This is a genomic window from Rhizobium sp. NPDC092011 (assembly GCF_044756305.1).
Classification (GTDB): domain Bacteria; phylum Pseudomonadota; class Alphaproteobacteria; order Rhizobiales; family Rhizobiaceae; genus Rhizobium.
The window spans coordinates 453,279-466,003 of the sequence record NZ_JBIVSO010000004.1 but is presented as its reverse complement, the minus strand read 5'-3'; the positions used below and the strand labels follow the sequence as shown (position 1 = coordinate 466,003).

The 12,725-nt window shown below is 58.6% G+C and carries 11 protein-coding genes; 8 read left to right on the top strand and 3 right to left on the bottom strand.

Annotation, left to right across the window (positions count from 1 at the left end; all coding sequences use genetic code 11):
• Window positions 1-3 precede the first annotated feature (3 nt).
• The 7 genes from ACIQJ2_RS20460 to wecB are packed head-to-tail and all read left to right on the top strand — an operon-like array spanning window position 4 to window position 7,962.
• A complete protein-coding gene (locus ACIQJ2_RS20460) occupies window positions 4-972 on the top strand; it encodes a glycosyltransferase family 2 protein (protein ID WP_400671015.1) in 969 nt (322 codons plus the stop codon).
• The gene (locus tag ACIQJ2_RS20455) at window positions 969-2,645 is read left to right on the top strand and encodes a glycosyltransferase (RefSeq protein ID WP_400671012.1); all 1,677 of its coding nucleotides are present in this window, start codon (window positions 969-971) and stop codon (window positions 2,643-2,645) included. Before ACIQJ2_RS20460 ends, ACIQJ2_RS20455 begins: the two co-directional genes overlap by 4 nt.
• Complete coding sequence (locus ACIQJ2_RS20450; protein WP_400671010.1) at window positions 2,642-3,670, top strand: glycosyltransferase; 1,029 nt, start codon at window positions 2,642-2,644, stop codon at window positions 3,668-3,670. The genes ACIQJ2_RS20455 and ACIQJ2_RS20450 overlap by 4 nt, the downstream gene beginning before the upstream one ends.
• On the top strand, window positions 3,667-4,902 hold the full coding sequence (locus tag ACIQJ2_RS20445) for a glycosyltransferase family 4 protein (protein WP_400671008.1): 1,236 nt from the start codon (window positions 3,667-3,669) through the stop codon (window positions 4,900-4,902). Before ACIQJ2_RS20450 ends, ACIQJ2_RS20445 begins: the two co-directional genes overlap by 4 nt.
• 2 nt (window positions 4,903-4,904) lie before the next feature.
• A complete protein-coding gene (locus tag ACIQJ2_RS20440) occupies window positions 4,905-5,777 on the top strand; it encodes a dTDP-4-dehydrorhamnose reductase family protein (RefSeq protein WP_400671006.1) in 873 nt (290 codons plus the stop codon).
• Between the two features lies 1 nt (window position 5,778).
• Window positions 5,779-6,786 carry a polysaccharide biosynthesis protein gene (locus ACIQJ2_RS20435; protein ID WP_400671004.1) on the top strand — a complete coding sequence of 336 codons (1,008 nt, stop codon included), beginning with the start codon at window positions 5,779-5,781 and terminating at the stop codon, window positions 6,784-6,786.
• A gap of 48 nt (window positions 6,787-6,834) precedes the next feature.
• Entirely contained in the window at window positions 6,835-7,962 is a 1,128-nt protein-coding gene (gene wecB, locus ACIQJ2_RS20430; RefSeq protein ID WP_400671002.1) for a non-hydrolyzing UDP-N-acetylglucosamine 2-epimerase, read from the top strand.
• Between the two features lie 95 nt (window positions 7,963-8,057).
• On the opposite strand, the gene ACIQJ2_RS20425 is transcribed toward wecB, so the two are convergent.
• Both ACIQJ2_RS20425 and ACIQJ2_RS20420 read right to left on the bottom strand, forming a co-directional pair.
• The gene (locus ACIQJ2_RS20425; RefSeq protein WP_400671000.1) at window positions 8,058-9,434 is read right to left on the bottom strand and encodes an O-antigen ligase family protein; all 1,377 of its coding nucleotides are present in this window, start codon (window positions 9,432-9,434) and stop codon (window positions 8,058-8,060) included.
• Window positions 9,435-9,692: 258 nt separating this feature from the next.
• Entirely contained in the window at window positions 9,693-10,268 is a 576-nt protein-coding gene (locus ACIQJ2_RS20420; RefSeq protein WP_400671270.1) for a sugar transferase, read from the bottom strand.
• 190 nt (window positions 10,269-10,458) lie between these two features.
• On the opposite strand from ACIQJ2_RS20420, the gene ACIQJ2_RS20415 reads away from it, so the two are divergent.
• Window positions 10,459-11,394, top strand: coding sequence for a UDP-glucose 4-epimerase family protein (locus ACIQJ2_RS20415; protein WP_400670998.1), 936 nt, complete (start codon window positions 10,459-10,461; stop codon window positions 11,392-11,394).
• A 17-nt stretch (window positions 11,395-11,411) separates the two neighbouring features.
• Here the strand turns inward: ACIQJ2_RS20415 and ACIQJ2_RS20410 are convergent, their stop codons facing one another.
• Window positions 11,412-12,698: a nucleotide sugar dehydrogenase gene (locus ACIQJ2_RS20410; RefSeq protein ID WP_400670996.1), complete on the bottom strand. Its 1,287-nt coding sequence runs from the start codon at window positions 12,696-12,698 to the stop codon at window positions 11,412-11,414.
• Between the last annotated feature and the right edge of the window lie 27 nt (window positions 12,699-12,725).

Below are 12,725 nucleotides of genomic sequence, written 5' to 3'. Positions count from 1 at the left end.
GAGATGGCGGCTTACGAACAGTCCACCCCAGCGCGTCAAGACGGCCCGAAGGTGTCGGTGATCATCCCCACCTACAATCGGGCACGTTTTATCGGCGCGGCCGTAGAGAGTGTTCTTGCGCAGACCTTCACCGACTTCGAAGTTGTTCTGGTGGATGATGGCTCCACCGACGAAACGCCGGAAGTTGTTGGCCGCTATCTCGATGACCCCAGGGTTCTTTACATCAAGCAGAACAATCGGGGCCGCTCGCAGGCGCGAAACCGGGCGCTCGCCGTAGCGCGGGGCGCCTATATCGCCTTCCTGGATTCAGACGACAGCTATCTTCCCGAAAAGCTCGCCAAGCAGGTTGCTTATCTCGATAGCAAGCCCGATGTGGACATGATCTATACGTCGGCAACCTGTGTGGACGAGGCGGGCAAACCGTTGGCGGTTCAGGCATACAACGCCCGGGAAGAGGGTGACATATACAATCTTATTGCCTTCTTTCAGCCGCTGACGATCACGCTTCCGACTGTTATGGTGCGCCGAGCCGTCATGGATCGGGTGGGCGGTTTCGATATTAATATGGAGCGCTTCGAGGATACGGATCTCTGGCGCCGTATTGCGAAATCCCATCGCGTTGGCGCGATGCCGGAGGTTACCTGTCTGCTGACGACCCACGATGATAATTCGCTGGCAAGCCAGAATCCCGGGAAGATCCTTCGGGCTATCGACTACTACATCACCAAGGTGTTTCGCGACGACGCCGACAGGGGAATGCCCTCCCTGCGCCAGGGCGCGTCGCGGCTTTGCGAATATTATGGCCGCGCTCTTCTCTTGGCCGAGGATCATCGAGGTAAGGGGCTGTCGTTGCTCGCTCGGGCGATCTCCTATGCACCGGGTCGCAGCCCCGGCATTGCGCTGCGCGCTATCAGAACTTTGGGAGGCGCTATATTGCGCGCTCGGACTGGCTCGAAGGGTTTGAAGCAATGAGCGATTTGAAACCCAAGGTCAGCCTGGTTATTCCGGTCTATAACGGTGCCGATTATCTGCGCGAGGCGATCCTCAGCGCCTTAGCGCAGACCTATGGCAACCTCGAAATCATCGTCGTTAACGATGGCTCGAAGGATGGCGGCGCGACCGATGCGATCGCGCGCGAATATGGCGATACGATCCGCTATATCGCCAGGGAGAATGGCGGCGTCGCCGCAGCGTTGAATACCGCTGTCGAGGCTATGACCGGCGATTATCTTTCCTGGCTGAGCCATGATGATCTCTACGCGCCGCAGAAAGTCGAGCGGGATGTCGACGCTCTCTTTGCCCTCGACGCTCAGGAGCGGGAGAGGAGCATCATCTATAGCGATTACGCTGTCTTTTCCGATACGCCTGAACGGGCGACGGAGGTGCGCATGGAGGGTGTCAGGCCCGAAGCTTTCCGCTACTGGTTGACGATCAAGAACGCGCTTCATGGTTGTACGCTTCTCGTTCCGCGCAGGGCCTTCGCAGAGTCGGGTGGCTTTGATGAGAGATTACGCACCACCCAGGATTTCGATCTCTGGTTCCGTCTGGCAGGCCAATATCGCTTTCACCATCTGCCAGAGGTGCTCGTTTATGCTCGCAGTCATGCCGAACAGGGCAGCGTGAAGATGGCAGGCACGGCCTACGAGGAGAATAATGCCCTACTTGTGCGCTTCCTTGGCGGGTTGACGGCCGCCGATTTCAAGGCCGCCGGACATGCCAACCGTTTCGACGCCTATGCGACGCTGGCGCGGAGTTTTTGGCGCAGGAGTTTCGTGCCGGCCGCCCGTGCGGCGAGCAGCGCAGCATTTTCGGCGCGCAATGAGGTGCCGTTCTCCGGTCAGGTTCGCCCTCTATCAATGCTTGCTCTGGCGCCGCTGGAAATGCGGTTTTGGCAGACGGTTCGCCGCGTTCTATCGCCACATCGCCGGGCGCGCCTGCGCATGATGGCATCGCTGCTGACAGCAAGACGGCGTGTGCGTGGCCTTGAGACCGGTGATTTGAAAAAGCGGTTTTCTCGCATCTACAAGGAGAATATCTTCGGCGGTGGCGTTTCCCGTTCGGGCGAAGGCTCGGATCTCGTGCAGACGGAAATCATCCGCCGCGAAATTCCGTCGCTCCTCAATCGGCTTGGCGCACGCTCGCTGCTGGATGCGCCTTGCGGCGACTGGCATTGGATGCAGAAAACCGAGCTTGGCGTGGACGAATATATCGGCGTGGATCTCGTCGAGGAGATGATCGATCTCAACAACCGGAAGTTCGGCAATGAGCATGTACGCTTCGCGAGTTTGGATCTGACCAGGGATGCGCTGCCGCGTGTCGACGTCATCTTTTCGCGGGATTGCCTGGTGCATTTGACATCCGCTGATGCCCTAAGGATCATCGAGAATTTCAAGCGGTCCGGCGCCCGCTACCTGTTGACCACCACGTTTACGGATCGGCTAAAAAATAACGAGCTGGCCGGCAGCAATGCCTTCTGGCGGCCGCTAAACATGCAGGCTGCCCCTTTCAACTTTCCCGAACCTATTGCCTTGATCAACGAAGGCTGCACGGAGGAGCGGGGCAAATATCAGGACAAGTGCCTGGGCCTTTGGGCACTTGAAGACATCCATACCCCATCGAAGGCCGACGGCGGCGCGCTGCCATGAGCAGGCTTTTGCTGCATGCGCCGAATGTTCATGTGGGTGGGGGCTTGAGCCTTCTTCGCGCCATGTTGCGTGTGAGACCATCGCCTTTTGCCATCGCGCAGCTGGACGAAAGGGCGCGAGGCAAGTTGGATGTGCCTGCCGGTTTAGAAACCGACTACGTGGCAAAAAGCTTCGGAGGCCGTCTCAAGGCAGAATGGCGGTTGCGTCGCATATCCCGCTCAGGCGATGTGATTCTCTGTTTCAACAATTTGCCGCCGCTGTTTGACATACGCGGCAAGTCGGTAGTTTTTGTGCAAAACCGGCTGCTGGTGGAGAGCTACGGGCTTAGGGATTATCCATTGTTCGTTCGCGCTCGCATCGGGTTGGAACGTCTTTGGTTGCGAGGCCGTCGCCATCAGGCAAGCCGATATGTCGTTCAGTCAAGATCGATGGCGCTGATGTTGCGCCGGCTCGTCGGTGCGGACAAGCTGATATCGATCGTGCCATTCACCGAAGAAGATCAGATGGCCGCACGTCCGGATCGGGACGGTGCGGTGTGGCGTTTCGATTTCATTTACGCGGCTGGTGGCGACCCTCACAAGAACCATGCCGTGCTGCTTGAAGCCTGGCGTCTATTGGCGCGATCAGGGCTCCGCCCGAGCCTTTGCCTAACTGTCGATCCCGCTCGTCACACGGCTCTGGCATCGGCTATCGACGCCGCGGTGCGTGACGATGGTCTTGCCATTACGAACGCAGGATGGCTTTCGGCATCGGAGCTTCAAAGAGCCTATGCGGAAAGCGGCGCGCTGATCTATCCGTCGCTGGTCGAATCGTTCGGCTTACCGCTTCTAGAAGCGCATCAGGCAAGGCTGCCTATTCTCGCGCCGGAGCGGGATTATGTGCGTGATGTGGCAGACCCCGTGGAAACCTTCGATCCGACCTCAGCTTTGTCGATCGCGCGGGCGGTAAAGCGCTATCTCAAGCAGCCGGAGGAACCGGTCGTAGTTTCGAGCGCCTCTGATTTTCTGGCGGATATCCTGTCATGAAAATCTTGATCTGGAGCCAGTATTTCTGGCCGGAAACCTTCAGGATCAACGATATTGCTGCCTACCTGACGAGGCTCGGGCATGAGGTCACCGTGCTGACCGGCAAGCCAAATTATCCCGAAGGCGATTACTACCCGGGTTACGGTCTCATGGGGGTAAGGCGGGAAAACTGGCAGAATGTTGAGGTTGTTCGCATTCCACTCATCCGGCGTGGCCGTTCGCAATTGCGACTGGCATTCAATTACCTCTCGTTCGTCGCCTCAGGCTATTTGTTTGCGCCACGCGCCCTTCGTGGACGAAACTTCGATCTGATTTTCATTTATGCGCCCTCGCCGATATTCCAGGCGCTGCCGGCTCTTTTCTTCTCGCGCTTAAAGAGAATTCCGAGTGTGCTCTGGATACAGGATATCTGGCCGGAAGTGTTGATGGGCCGTGGCGCTTTGCGCAATCGGTTCATCATCGGTGCGGTGGAGCGCGTCGTGGGCTTCATCTATGATCGGTCGAGCGTGCTGCTGGTTCAATCCGAGGCGTTTCGCCGCTCCGTCAGCCGGCTTGCCCGGCATCCGGAGAGAATTCAATATATGCCGAATCCAGCGGAAGGATTTGCGGCCGGCGCTCAGCCGACCGAGCGTGCGACGGAGCTTGCAGCACGCATGAGGCGCGTGTTCGCCGTAACCTTCACCGGAAATCTCGGCAAGGCGCAGGCGTTGGATACGGTACTGAGTGCTGCGGCAATCCTGTCGAACGTGCCGCTGATCGAACTGCATCTTGTGGGATCTGGGAGCTTGTCGACATGGGTCGAGGCCGAAATTGAGAAGCGCGGCCTGACGAATGTCGTCCTTTCTGATCGCCTCCCTACCACCGACATGCCGGAAATCATGGCAGCCTCGGGCGCGCTGCTCGTCAGCCTTGCCGCCGATGCCGTGGGCGAAGCGACAATCCCCAGCAAGCTGCAGAGCTATCTTGCGGCGGGCAAACCGATAATCGCTTGCATGGACGGCGAAGGCGCCCGTATCGTTCTCGAAGCTGAGGCTGGCGTTGCTTGCAAGGCAGAAGACCCTGTAGATCTGGCCGCTGCAATAGTTAAATTGTACGCTCTCGATGAAGAGGGCCGGCGACGGCTCGGTGAAAACGGCAAGCGCTACTTTCTTGCTAATTTCGATTTGAGTTTTCTGAGCCAAAGGCTCATTAGCATGTTTGAGGCTCTGCTCACGATTGAGAAAGAAAGATAGTGATGAAGGTTTTGGTCCTCGGGGCATCGGGCATGCTCGGCAGCACAACGATCCGGACGCTCTCAGAAAACACAGATCTTGAGGTCTATGGAACGCTGCGCTCGGAGGGTGGGCTTCGACATTTCGAAGGCGAAATTGCGAAACGGATACTGACCGGGATAGATGTCGAAAATCAGGATGTCCTGATCTCCACCTTGAACAAGGTGCGCCCCGATGTGGTCATAAACTGCGTCGGTCTCATCAAGCAGCTTTCGGCGGCGAAGGATCCTCTGGTTGCGCTGCCCTTGAATGCGCTGTTTCCCCATAAGCTGGCTCGTCTTGCTGCCTTGTCGGGAACGCGGCTGGTTCATGTCAGCACCGATTGCGTCTTTTCGGGCGCGACGGGGAATTATACTGAAGACAGCGTGGCGGACGCGACGGATCTTTATGGCGTGTCCAAGCATCTCGGCGAAGTCGTGACCTACGACAACGCCGTTACCCTGCGCACTTCGATCATCGGACGCGAGCTTACCTCCAACAACTCGCTGGTCGATTGGTTCCTGGCGCAGCAGGGCGAGGTCAAAGGATATGACAAGGCGATCTTTTCCGGCCTGCCGACCTGTGAGCTGGCAGCAGTGATCAGGGACGTGGTTCTTCCGAACCCGGCGCTGACCGGCCTTTATCATGTTTCGGCAAAGCCTATTTCGAAGTATGAGCTGCTGCGGTTGATCGCGGCCGAATACGGCAAGGACATAGCGATCATTCGCGATGACAAGGTTGCGATCGACCGCTCTCTGGACTCGTCCAGATTCTCGAAGGCAACGGGTTATGTTGCCGCCGAGTGGCCGATCTTGATCAAGCGCATGCACGACACCGATTTCCGTGGAGACAAATAGAATGTTCGACGACAAGACGCTTCTCATCACGGGCGGCACTGGATCCTTCGGCAACGCGGTGCTGCGCCGTTTTCTCGATACGAAGGTCAAGGAGATTCGCATCTTCAGCCGCGACGAGAAGAAGCAGGAAGATATGCGCATCGCGCTGAGCAACGAGAAGCTGAAGTTCTTCATCGGCGACGTGCGTAACTATGACAGCATCCGCGACGCGATGACGGGCGTGGACTATGTCTTTCATGCCGCGGCGCTGAAGCAGGTTCCGTCCTGCGAATTCTATCCGATGGAAGCGCTGCGGACCAACGTGCTTGGGACGGAGAATGTCATGAGCGCGGCTGCGGAGAAATCCGTTCAGCGCGTCGTGTTCCTGAGCACGGACAAGGCCGTCTACCCGATCAACGCCATGGGTATCTCCAAGGCGATGGCGGAAAAAGTCGTGGTGGCCAAGTCGCGCATGATGAATGGCGGCCCCGTCCTCTGCGCCACGCGCTATGGCAACGTCATGGCGTCACGTGGCTCGGTCATTCCGCTCTTCATCAGCCAGATCAAGGCTGGCTTGCCGCTGACGGTCACCGATCCGCACATGACCCGCTTCCTGATGTCGCTCGAAGATTCCGTCGATCTGGTGATCCATGCCTATGAGAACGGCTCTCAGGGCGATATTTTCGTTCAAAAGGCTCCGGCCTCGACACTCGAAGATCTGGCGCTTGCGCTCAAGGATCTGTTCAACGCCAGCAATCCGATCAAGATCATCGGTACGCGCCACGGCGAGAAGCTCTACGAAACGCTGGTCGCCCGCGAGGAGATGGCCAAGGCCTACGATCTCGGACGCTACTACCGCATACCGGCCGACAATCGTGACCTGAACTACAACAAGTATTTCGTCGAGGGTGAGCAGAAGATCTCCGAAATCGACGATTATACGTCGCATAACACCGAGCGCCTCGATGTCGAAGGGGTCAAGAAGCTGCTTCTTTCGCTCGACTATATTCGTGAGGAACTCGCCTCGTAAAAACGAGCCGCCAACCTCCTCCAACTCACGCCGAAAGCAGAAAATGCAATGTTGAAGGTCATGACCCTGGTCGGCACCCGACCTGAACTCATCAAGATGAGCCGTGTGATCGCGGAGTTCGATGCGCATGTGCAGCATGTGCTCGTTCACTCCGGTCAGAATTACGACTACGAGCTCAATCAGGTCTTTTTCGACGATCTTGAAATCCGCAAACCAGACTATTTCCTCGGCGCCGCCGGAGAAACGGCTGCCAAGACCATCGCTGATGTCATCGCAAAAGCAGATGAGGTCTTCGAGGCGGAAAAGCCGGATGCTCTGATGCTTTACGGCGACACGAACACCTGCCTTGCCGTTATCGCTGCCAAGCGCCGCAAGATCCCCGTTTTTCATATGGAAGCGGGAAATCGCTGCTTCGATCAGCGCGTGCCGGAAGAACTGAACCGCAAGGTTCTCGATCATCTGAGCGACATCAATCTGGTGTTGACAGAGCATGCGCGCCGCTACCTGATTGCCGAAGGCATCAAGCCGGAGACGATCATAAAGAGCGGCTCCCACATGCAGGAAGTCCTTGATTTCTACATGCCGAAGATCGCCGCCTCGGATGTGCTCGAGCGCATGAAGCTCGAAAAGGGCAAGTACTTCATCGTCAGCATTCATCGCGAGGAGAACGTCGATACGCCGGAAAACCTGCGTGATTTGCTGCAGACGCTGAGAGATCTGGCTGAACGCTATGGCTATCCGGTGCTGATCTCCACCCATCCGCGCACGCGCAAGCGGCTCGATGCGCTGGGCGAACCTATCGATCACCCGCTGCTGCACTTCATGAAGCCTTTCGGCTTCGTCGACTACATCCACTTGCAGATGTCGGCTTTCTGCGTGCTGTCCGACAGCGGCACGATCACGGAAGAGGCTTCGCTCCTCAATCTTCCGGCCATTACGCTGCGCAATGCGCATGAAAGACCGGAAGGCATGGATGTCGGCACCCTTGTCATGAGTGGCCTGCGCAGTGCCCGCGTGTTGGAAGCTGTTGCCGTTGTCACGTCGCAGCATAATGGCAGCGAGCGTGTGTTCCGCACCGTCGGCGATTACGAAGCCGGTCCTGTGTCGAAGCAGATCCTGCGGATTGTCCTAAGCTACGTCGATTACATAAATCGAACCGTGTGGCATAAGGAATAAACCGCGTGGCGAACGGCCTTCCGTAAGGGCGGCCGTTCCACATGTTGTCTAAGCGACCGGCCTCGTCCTGCGATGGTATTCGACTTAGCAGTCGATCAGGCGGCCGTCGTAGCGTCCTGCCGCGCCGCCGCCAGAAATTCGCCTTTCAGCCGCATATGGCACCAGCAGGCGAAAGCCGAGGAGGCGAAGGCGAGGCTTTCGCCGATGGCGAGGCGGTTGTTGGAGTTGCTGAGCATAGTCAGCGAGAAAAAGACAAGGCATAGGACATAGGCGTGCCATGCGGCGCGCGGGATGATTCCTGCCTTGCGGGCTCGCCAGGCCGCGCGAAGGAAGACGCCGAGCATCAGGGCCATCACGGCAGCGCCGAACAGGCCGAAGCGCACCAGGATCTCGAAGTAGCCATTGTGCAGCAGCGTATATTGAATGTTCGAGTAGCGCGTTTGTGCCCACCGCTCGAGCCATTGATTGCCCCAGCCGAAGATCGGCGCGGAGGAGAAGACCTCCCAGCTGTTGGCCCAGAGCTGCAGGCGCTCGTCCATCGACACCGGAGTTTTGGCGGAGCTGATCGCATTTGAAACGACACCGCCGACGTCATGGCTGCCGGTGACGCCTTCCACCATAGAGAGCGCGGCCGATACGGTCGGGCCTGCCGTCTTGTCGAGATTGTGCCGGACGCCGTAGATGCCGGCAACCAGCAGTGCGGCGACGGCTACGATGGCGATGACGCCGCTTTTCATGCGCAGATAAGTCAGCGTGACCAGTGCCAGCAACGGGATGGTGACGCCGAGCGACAGCCAGACGCCTTTCGATTTGGCGCCGTAGATGGCGATGAAACAGAGCGCGAAGATGAAGGGCGAGGCGATGTAGGCGAAGCGAGCAATGCGGCGGTCGCTGGATTTTTCGGTCAAGTAGTGTAGCAGCCAGAACAGCGTGAAGATTATGATCATGCCGCAGGCGACGGCGCCGTGGATCTGGTTGTTCATGATCAGCGGGCGAATGGTTTCGCCGGCAAAGACCTCGCGCAGATGCTGGGTGGCGATCAGCATGATGAGGACCATCGCGAAATAGGCGGCGACAATCTTCTCCATCAGCTCCTCATAGAGCAGGAAGGCGACACCCATGATCGGGAAGAAGAAGGGGAAGGCATAGAGCCAGTCCGAAGCGCCGATATCGTGCTGCGGCGTCAGCCAACAGATGATGGCGAAGCGAACCATGACGTAAAAGGCCCAGCCCATGCAGAGCCAGCCGATCCAGTCCGTGCGCGGCTTAACCGGCGCTTTCACATAATAGTAGAGGGCGATCAGCGATAGCAGCGCGGTCGCATAGCGGTAGGCGTCGCTTTCGACGACGGTCGGCGAGGCCACCAGCAGCCAAAGCAGGCCACCGATGATTGCCATGGCTTTCGGCATGACGCTTGCGGCCGTCGTCATGCCCGCAGCGCGGACGGCGAGATCGGCAGATGGTGTGTTCATGTGCGAGTCATCCAATGTCGTCGTCCCCCTTCGTCCACATTCGATACCCCTGTTTCGCCTGCCGAAGCGCTCATGACGGCCCCTAGGAGCGCAAAAGGGCAGGAATACGGCGTTTTCGCAGCGAGACACTATCTCGCCAGACGATTTCGCCGGATGTTGCCAGAGCGTTTCCGCTTTTCGTGGAATCGCGCGCTCTATCGTCTTGTCTTTTTATGCATTCCGGACGGAAACCCGCTGCGCGCTTTTCCTGGAATTGCTCTAATGCGTTACTCCATCACGCCGAACTACCTTCAAAACCGTCAGAAAGATGATTTTGAGATCGAGGAAGAAAGAGCGCCGACGCAGATAGTCTTCGTCCAGTGCCACTTTTTGCGGGATCGGTAGTTCATCGCGGCCGTTGACCTGCGCCCAGCCGGTGAGGCCGGGGAGAAGCGCATCGACGCCGCGCTCGGTGCGCAGCGCAATCAGATCGTGCTGATTGAAAAGGGCGGGCCTCGGGCCGACGATGCTCATTTCGCCCCTCAGGATGCACAGGAGCTGCGGCAGCTCGTCGAGGCTGGACTTGCGCAGGAAGGAGCCGATCGGCGTCAGATAGATCTTGGGATCCTTCAGCAGATGTGTCGCGACGGCAGGCGTGTCAGTGCGCATGCTCCGAAACTTCGGCATGCGGAAAATCTTGTTTCCACGGCCGACCCGATCCGACCAGTAGAGGACGGGGCCCGGAGATGTCAGCCTGACGGCAAGAGCGACGATCAGAATCGGAATGGAAAAGACGATGGCCGCGGCGAGGGCGGCGAGAAAATCGAAAATGCGCTTGGCGATCGTATAAAGCATCGTCTCTTGCGGTTGCATCGTCTCCCGCGCACAAGGGCGGTGACGGTGGTTTGTTATTTTGTGCATCTCATATTGCGGATGGGTGCACAACCGTCTTGCTCCAGATTCCCCGGCCTTGTTCTGAGCCGATATCCAGTGCAAAGCATCGAAACAAACACGGTTGGCATCAACGAGCGGAGGCAACGGACGGATGATCCTGATCACCGGAGCGACGGGTTTTGTCGGGCAGGCGCTTTGCGCAGAGCTAGCGCGACGGCAGATGGCCTATCGGCCTGTGAGCCGCACGCCGCGGCCTGGTCACCTCGCCATCGGCGCGATCGATGCCGCGACCGATTGGTCCGACGCCCTAGCCGGTATCGATGTCGTCATGCATCTGGCAGCGCGCGTTCATGTCATGAATGAAAATGCTGCCGATCCGCTAGCCGCGTTTCGCGCCATGAATGTCGATGCTGCGGTCAATCTGGCGCGTCAGGCAGCGAGAGCCGGGGTGAGGCGCTTCGTCTTCCTGAGTTCGATCAAGGTCAATGGCGAGGAAACTGCACCTGGAAAGCCGTTCCGGGCTTCCGATGCGCCAAATCCGGAAGATCCCTATGGCTATTCGAAGCTGGAGGCGGAGGAGGCACTCCTCGCCATCGGCGCGGAAACGGGAATGGAAATCGTCATCATACGGCCGCCGCTGGTCTACGGCCCCGGCGTCAGGGCGAATTTCGCCAGCCTGATGAAATGGGCGGCAAAGCCGTTTCCGTGGCCCTTCGGTGCGGTTCGAAACCGCAGGTCGCTTGTCTTCGTCGGCAATCTCGTCGACTTCATGCTGCTTTGCATCGCGCATCCAGCCGTTGGAAATCGCGTCTTCCTAGTCAGCGACGGCGCGGATCTCTCGATCGGCGAATTGATCGCCAAATTGTCGTCAGCGCAGGGCAAGAAGGCTCTGATGCTGCCCGTGCCGCCAGTGCTGCTGGAAGGGATTGCGGCACTGCTCGGACGCCGTGCGGCGGCGCGGCGCCTGCTCGGTTCGCTTCAGGTCGATATCGGTGAGACGAAAGCGGCCGCCGACTGGTCGCCACCCTATTCGCTCGAACAGGGGCTGGAGGCGACGGTTGCCGGCTCGAAGGCGAAGGGCGGCTGAGCCGGCGCTGGAGCTTGCTAGAGGCTCCAGACGGAATGTCCGCGCAGTAGGGGATTGCCGCGGTCGAGTGCCGCCTTCACATCGACGACCACGCCGTTTTCGTTCAGCAGATTGAGGATATCGGCAGCATCATCAGCCAGATAGGACTTATGTGGCACGGCGAGAACGACGGCGTCGAGCTTGCCAAAATCCTCCAGCGCGGCCAGGCGTATGCCATATTCTTCTTCGGCTTCCGGGTGGTTCGCCATGGGGTCATGGACAAGCGGTTCCAAACCGAACTGATGCAGCTCGCGGATGATGTCGGGAACGCGGCTGTTGCGCAGATCGGGGACGTTTTCCTTGAAGGTCAGGCCGAAGATGCCGATGCGGGCGCCATTGATGGGTTTCTTGGCCGAAACCAGCATCTTGATGAGTTTCTGGGCGATGAAGGCGCCCATGCCGTCATTGATGCGTCTGCCCGAGAGGATGACTTCCGGGTGGTATCCGAGTTCTTCGGCCTTGGCCGTCAGATAATAGGGATCGACGCCGATACAGTGGCCGCCCACCAGGCCGGGAGTGAAGGGCAGGAAGTTCCATTTCGTCCGGGCCGCCTTCAGCACGTCGGCGGTGCGGATATCCATCTTCTCGAAAATGATCGAGAGTTCGTTCATCAGGGCGATGTTGACGTCGCGCTGGGTATTCTCGATCACCTTGGCGGCCTCGGCGACCTTGATGCTCGGGGCGCGATGGATGCCGGCCTCCACGACGGCGCCGTAGACGGCGGCGATCCTTTCCAGCGTTTCCTCGTCGTCGCCGGCGACGACCTTCACGATGCGCTCGAAGGTGTGTTCCTTGTCGCCGGGGTTGATGCGTTCCGGGGAATAGCCGACATGGAAGTCCACGCCTTGCCGCAGGCCGGAAACCTCCGCCAAGACCGGGCCGCAGACCTCTTCCGTCACGCCGGGATAGACCGTCGATTCGTAGACGACGATCGATCCTTCACGCAAAACCTTGCCGACGGTGCGCGAAGCGGAAATCATTGGTCGCAGATCCGGCTGCCGATTCTGGTCGATCGGCGTCGGCACGGCGACGATGAAGATATCCCGATCGCTGAGATCCTCGATCTCGCTGCTGATGCGCAGTCCGCTCGACCGCAGTCGGTCAAGCGAAACCTCGCGGGTATCGTCCTCGCCGGCCTTCAGCGCGGCGACGCGCGAGGCCTTGATGTCGAAACCGACCACATCATGAAATTTTTCGGCGAGCGCGATCGCGACGGGAAGGCCCACATAACCCAGGCCGATAACGGCAATTTTTTCGTTCAACACAATTTACCTCGAACAATCCACCTGAAT

Excerpts from the sequence above, each read along its gene's own strand:
- ACIQJ2_RS20450 (WP_400671010.1), top strand. The coding sequence starts at position 2,642 with ATGAGCAGGCTTTTGCTGCATGCGCCGAATGTTCATGTGGGTGGGGGC.
- ACIQJ2_RS20415 (WP_400670998.1), top strand. The coding sequence starts at position 10,459 with ATGATCCTGATCACCGGAGCGACGGGTTTTGTCGGGCAGGCGCTTTGC.
- ACIQJ2_RS20420 (WP_400671270.1), bottom strand. The coding sequence starts at position 10,268 with ATGCTTTATACGATCGCCAAGCGCATTTTCGATTTTCTCGCCGCCCTC.
- ACIQJ2_RS20445 (WP_400671008.1), top strand. The coding sequence starts at position 3,667 with ATGAAAATCTTGATCTGGAGCCAGTATTTCTGGCCGGAAACCTTCAGG.
- ACIQJ2_RS20425 (WP_400671000.1), bottom strand. The coding sequence starts at position 9,434 with ATGAACACACCATCTGCCGATCTCGCCGTCCGCGCTGCGGGCATGACG.
- ACIQJ2_RS20435 (WP_400671004.1), top strand. The coding sequence starts at position 5,779 with ATGTTCGACGACAAGACGCTTCTCATCACGGGCGGCACTGGATCCTTC.
- ACIQJ2_RS20440 (WP_400671006.1), top strand. The coding sequence starts at position 4,905 with ATGAAGGTTTTGGTCCTCGGGGCATCGGGCATGCTCGGCAGCACAACG.
- ACIQJ2_RS20455 (WP_400671012.1), top strand. The coding sequence starts at position 969 with ATGAGCGATTTGAAACCCAAGGTCAGCCTGGTTATTCCGGTCTATAAC.
- ACIQJ2_RS20460 (WP_400671015.1), top strand. The coding sequence starts at position 4 with ATGGCGGCTTACGAACAGTCCACCCCAGCGCGTCAAGACGGCCCGAAG.
- wecB (WP_400671002.1), top strand. The coding sequence starts at position 6,835 with ATGTTGAAGGTCATGACCCTGGTCGGCACCCGACCTGAACTCATCAAG.